This is a genomic window from Reinekea sp. (genome assembly GCF_982785585.1).
The window spans coordinates 8,951-14,174 of sequence record NZ_CEYAVF010000019.1; the positions used below are offsets into that span (position 1 = coordinate 8,951).

Genomic DNA, 5,224 nt, shown 5'->3' on the forward strand with positions numbered 1-5,224 from the left:
TCGTTAAAGCACAGATACACCGGCTTGCGACCGGCCGAGACCTGCTTCAGGGCCATGTTGTCATTGGCACGCGAACAGGCCGTGGCGATCTGACCGATGGCGGTATTGAGCTGTTCGAGCACATCGCTCGATGGCGTGATATGGGCCTCCGCTGCGGCCAACACCGCAACGAGTTGACCAGAAGCCTCCGCCAATGGCATAAAGCCGTGCCGCTCGGCCAACCCGACCAATTTGGTCGCCGCCAGGGTGAATTCGTTGAACCAGACTTCCTGCCAATGCACCTCGGCCAGTTGCCCCCAACTGTTCACAACATGTCGGGCCTCCTCATAGACCCGTCGGGCAAAATGATCTTTAAGCTGAACCAACTGCTGCTGTTTATCACTCATGTGTGATGATGGGTCCTTTATCTCGACTGCTGACAGCTGGCAACGGTGCATTTTAAAACGGCTGACCGATGCCACTAGTATCTACCTATAAGGTTAGATGCTAATCGCATAGTCTGCGAACTAAAGGCTGCGTCGTCGGCGCTGTTTGACGAGGCGATGTCGAGCGGCGCGGAATTCGCGCGCGGCGATCGGCTCGGCACGGCGATAGAGCGAACGCTCAATAAGGTCGGCTAGCACCCACAACCCGCTGTGGCTCGGGTGCTGCGCCGCCAAACGCTGAAAATAGGTCTGCACCGTTTCCGCATCGGCGCGGGCACCGTACCAACGTTCGATGCGCGCCAAGCTGCGGTAGGGTTCTCGTTGGCGGGTGGGCCAGGTCAGCATGCCCAAACCCCAGGCCAGCGCGAAGCCGACTAGGGCCATCAAACTGAGGATGGCGATGGCCAGCTTCAGGGGTGAAAAGCGCCCAAAGGCCGACTCGAACCAAGCCTTGGCCACGCTGTTGTCGTAATCCAGAATCAACACCTGCCATTGATATAACATCGAGTCCCAGTAAAGACTCAGCCCATTTAACAGGCTGAGCGACCCCATTCGGGACAACAGTGGCAGATCGCCGGGCTGGGAGCGGCGAAACAGGGTATCCAAGTTCATCTCGATCCGATCGGGGGCCACCGCCGCCGTGGGGTCGATACGCTGCCAGCCTTGACCGAGCCAGACCTCAAGCCAAACATGCGCCTCCATCTGGCGCACTTGCACATAATCCCCGGTCGGGTTGTAGGTGCCGCCTAGATAGCCGCCCACTAGGCGGGTGGGAATGCCGACCGAGCGCAAAATATAGCCCACCGCGCTGGCGTAGTGCGAGCAGAAACCCCGGCGGCCGGTGAGCCAAAAATCGGCCAGACTTTGGTCGCCCGGATAGGCCGGCGGCTGCAGGGTGTAGAAAAAACCTTCGGTTCGAATATGGTGCATTAGGCCATCGATAAAGTCGCCGTCACTGGCGTATTGCGCGCGCTGGGTCTGAGCCCATTGGCGCAAAGGCTCGTTGCCCTGCTCCGGCAATAGCACATTGGACGCGATCAATCCGCTTTGATCGGGCCAGTTGACGGTACGGTGACTGCTCGCGCGATAACGCAGCAGACTAGTGATCGGCGTACGGCTGGCGGCGCGCGCATCGGGCAAAATAACGCCCTTGCCGGCCTCGATGGCGCTCGGCCAGTCCAAAAAATACAGCCAACGTTGGCCGCTGTTTTCCATCAGCACCGAATAACGCGACGCGGGCCCCACTCCGCTGGGTAACTTCGCCTGCGACGGCCAGGCAAAAGGGTTAGCGCTGCGGTATTCGGCTTGCCAAGACCGACCGTCAAAGACGCTCAGGGTGTTGCCGCGCCAATACCACTGATTGCGGGCCGGTAAGGGCGTATCGAAGGCAACCCGAAAGACCGGCGCGACCGACTGCGCCAAGCGCTCCACCGAGCCGGGACTGATCTCATCGGTCATACCGGTCTGCGCCCCGCGCTGATCATTGGGGATCTGCCAGAGCGGCGGCAGGCGCGGAAAAAACAGATAGCCGGCCACCATAATGGGCAGCGCAGCAAGCAAGATAAGACTCGATTGGGTCAGTCCATACCGAGCGTTATAGTGTCCGCCCGCGGTAACGGCCTGCAAGGCTAGGGTATTAAAAAACAACAGTAGGCTAACGATCAGGGCCGCTATCGGATCGAATCGATAGAGCAGCAAGACACCGGCCAAGAAATAGCCCAAGTAGATCTGAAAAATACCATCACGGCGGCGCAGCACCTCGAGCGATTTTAGCAGATAACCCAACAGACAGAGGGCGACAGCACTGTCCAGCGAGTAGCGATTCAAACCAGAGGCCATCAAGGCCCCGAGCCCCATCAACACAGCCGCCCAGAGGACCATGGCCGGTGGCTTACGCATTTGACCGTGCAGCACCCGCCAACGCCAGAGGCCGACCACGAGAAACAGCGCGAAAAACCAACCGGGCAAATAGGGAAGAAAGGCCAATAGGGTCATCAATTGCACCAGCAGCAGGTACTTCAGGCCGGCCTGGTGCAGGGCCCGCAGATGCGGCGGGATATAGGTGCTATCAGTCATAACCGAATTGCGCCAAGGCTCGACGCACCCGCGCGAGCTGTTCCGGGCCCTGGTCGGCGCACACCACCGTGCCCGGCAAGCGCAGCTCATAGGCCTGATGTTGCTCAGTCATCAGCTGGCTATGATAGGCCAGCGCCGAGAGCCGCGCTTCGTCCGCTAATCCGGGGAACTGATCCCAATCGAGAACGTCATTGCCCGATTGATAGTCGGTAAAAGCCTTGACCACCAGCTGATCGCGTGAAAAGCTCGCCCAGTGCAACCGATGGATGGCATCGCCGGCGACATAGGGCCGTAAACTGTGAAAATCTTCGCTGCCAGCGCGGTAAAATGGGTCGTTAGGCGGGTTCTGCTCGGCTTCGTGCCCACCCCCGGCCAGTTGCCGGTCGTATTGCACGGCTAGAGGATAAGCCCAGGCTTGGACATCGATTTTCAGGTTAGACCAGGCCACGATCAGGCCGAAGGGAAAGCGACTCTCGATGCGGAACCGGGGCGCTGTTATCGGGCCGCGCGCCCGCGCCAGCAAGGGCAGTCGCACCGTCACCGATGGCCCGTTCATGGCCACCGATACCACCCCCCACTGCTTATGAATCACTTCGAATGGGCCTCGATTTTGATTACGCGGTGCGCTCAGTAACAGGCTGATCTCGGCCATCTGACCAACCTCCACCAGCGAGCCGACCTGGCCACTGATGCACAGACCACTAAGATTGCGATAGGTCAGATGAACACTGGCCCACAACATGGCAATCAGCCAGAAGCCCAGGGCGTAGTTCAATGCGCTGTCAAAATTAATCGCCAACAGTAAAATCAATAGAGCCACTAGCAGCAGGATACCGCCCTGAAGGGTTGGGACAATAAAGATGCGCGCTTGATTGAGCGTCACCGAGCGTTGCAGGGGCAGGCGGCGCTCCAGCCATAGCCCTAACCTGCGGTGCATCCATAGGCGAACTCGACTCACAGCCACTAGCGGGTACCGACCACATCGACCGAGTCGAGGATCAGCGTCAGCAAGGATTCGCTACTCATAGCGCTCAGGGCCTTCAGGCGGTGCCCGGCAACGGCGGGGAAAATCGCCTGGACATCATCGGGTACCACGTAATCGCGACCAAAGCTCAGAGCATAGGCCCGCGCCGCCAACGCGACCGACTGCGACGCCCGAGGCGACAACCCCACCACGCACAGAGCCGGATCCCGGGTTTTCTGCACCAAGCGCATGATGTAGCCCAGTACCGCGCCGCTTAATTCGACCTGTTGGACCTGACCTAACAGCTCCGGCCAATCGGCCGGCAGCAATATCGGCACCAGGTCCGCCATGCGCTGTCGACCGAGCTTGCCCATTAGCAAGTCCTGTTCGACCGCGGCGTCGGGGTAGCCCAGACTGATACGGATGAAAAACCGATCGAGCTGGGATTCTGGCAAGGGATAGGTACCCGACTGAGACTGGGGATTTTGAGTCGCGATGACAAAAAAAGGCTTGGGCAAGGCCATGGTTTGGCCGTCGACCGACACCTGCTGCTCTTCCATCGCTTCCAATAACGCCGATTGGGCCTTAGGCGTGGCGCGATTGAGCTCATCGGCTAAGAGCAGCTGGGTAAAGACCGGCCCGCGGTGAAAACGAAAGTCCTGTTGATCTCGATCGAATATCTGGGCGCCAATCACATCGGCGGGCAACAGGTCGGCGGTAAACTGAACACGTTGATAGTCCAGGCCGAGCAATCGACCCAGAGCTTGAGCGAGTGTGGTTTTGCCGACGCCGGGTACGTCCTCGAGCAGAACATGGCCGCCACAGAGCAGCGCGACCCAGATTAGGCGTATCTGGTCCGACTTGCCGGCCACCACCAGACCGCCCTGCTGCATAAGTTGTGCGGTTAGCGCGGCAATGGCTGTCATCTATGGTCTGCTCCGTCCGAGAATACTATGGAACCAGACCGCCAGAATAACCGGCTAGAACAGACCCCGTCCCCTTAGGTATAGCAAAACCCCATCGGTCCGGCCGGATATTTCCCCCAAACGGCGGCCAAAAAAAAGGCCGCTCAAGGCGGCCTCATTCGAATCTAGGCGGCTTAGCCCTCATCGTCATTGTGTAGGTCGACCATCGAGGAGTCGCTGACCAGCACCTTGCTTTTGTTGTCGTCTTTGCGCAAAGTCTCGAGCGCGTCCAGATAGGCCTGATCGATATCGCCGGTGACATAGGCACCATCGAAAACCGAGCAGTCAAAATCATGCACATCGGACTTTTTCGTTTGCGTTGCCGTTTTGAGATCTTCCAGCTTCTGATACACCAGCCAGTCGGCGCCGATAGCCTGGCGTATTTCGTCGGTCGTGCGACCGTGCGCGATCAGCTCCTTGGCCGCCGGCATGTCGATACCATAGACGTTGGGGTACAGAACCTCCGGTGCCGCCGAGGCGAAGTAGACATTTTTCGCGCCCGCATCACGGGCCATCTCAATGATTTCATAACAGGTGGTGCCACGAACAATGGAGTCATCGACCAGCAAGACATTCTTGCCCTTAAACTCCAGACCGATGGCATTCAATTTCTGGCGCACCGATTTTCGCCGCTCGGTTTGGCCCGGCATAATAAAGGTCCGGCCGATATAGCGGTTCTTCATAAAGCCTTCGCGGAAATTCACGCCCAATCGATTGGCCAATTGCAGGGCCGAGGTGCGACTGGTATCCGGAATCGGTATAACCACCTCAATATCGTGATCCGGGCGTAACGC

At 58.7% G+C, this 5,224-nt stretch carries 5 protein-coding genes; all 5 read right to left on the minus strand.

What is annotated here, in order from left to right; genetic code table 11:
- Positions 1 to 386: hypothetical protein (locus tag AC4FIC_RS09055; RefSeq protein ID WP_487778723.1), on the minus strand; the 386-nt coding region annotated here is incomplete at its 3' end.
- A gap of 120 nt (positions 387 to 506) precedes the next feature.
- Positions 507 to 2,501: a transglutaminase TgpA family protein gene (locus tag AC4FIC_RS09060; RefSeq protein WP_476194962.1), complete on the minus strand. Its 1,995-nt coding sequence runs from the start codon at positions 2,499 to 2,501 to the stop codon at positions 507 to 509.
- The gene (locus tag AC4FIC_RS09065) at positions 2,494 to 3,438 is read right to left on the minus strand and encodes a DUF58 domain-containing protein (protein ID WP_100257398.1); all 945 of its coding nucleotides are present in this window, start codon (positions 3,436 to 3,438) and stop codon (positions 2,494 to 2,496) included. Before AC4FIC_RS09065 ends, AC4FIC_RS09060 begins: the two co-directional genes overlap by 8 nt.
- A 26-nt stretch (positions 3,439 to 3,464) precedes the next feature.
- Complete coding sequence (locus AC4FIC_RS09070) at positions 3,465 to 4,391, minus strand: AAA family ATPase (protein WP_273284941.1); 927 nt, start codon at positions 4,389 to 4,391, stop codon at positions 3,465 to 3,467.
- Between the two features lie 173 nt (positions 4,392 to 4,564).
- On the minus strand, positions 4,565 to 5,224 hold a 660-nt coding region (locus tag AC4FIC_RS09075; RefSeq protein WP_476194960.1), incomplete at its 5' end, for an amidophosphoribosyltransferase.

Coding starts and splice junctions, on each gene's coding strand:
- AC4FIC_RS09060 (WP_476194962.1), bottom strand. CDS start 2,501: ATGACTGATAGCACCTATATCCCGCCGCATCTGCGGGCCCTGCACCAG.
- AC4FIC_RS09065 (WP_100257398.1), bottom strand. CDS start 3,438: ATGCACCGCAGGTTAGGGCTATGGCTGGAGCGCCGCCTGCCCCTGCAA.
- AC4FIC_RS09070 (WP_273284941.1), bottom strand. CDS start 4,391: ATGACAGCCATTGCCGCGCTAACCGCACAACTTATGCAGCAGGGCGGT.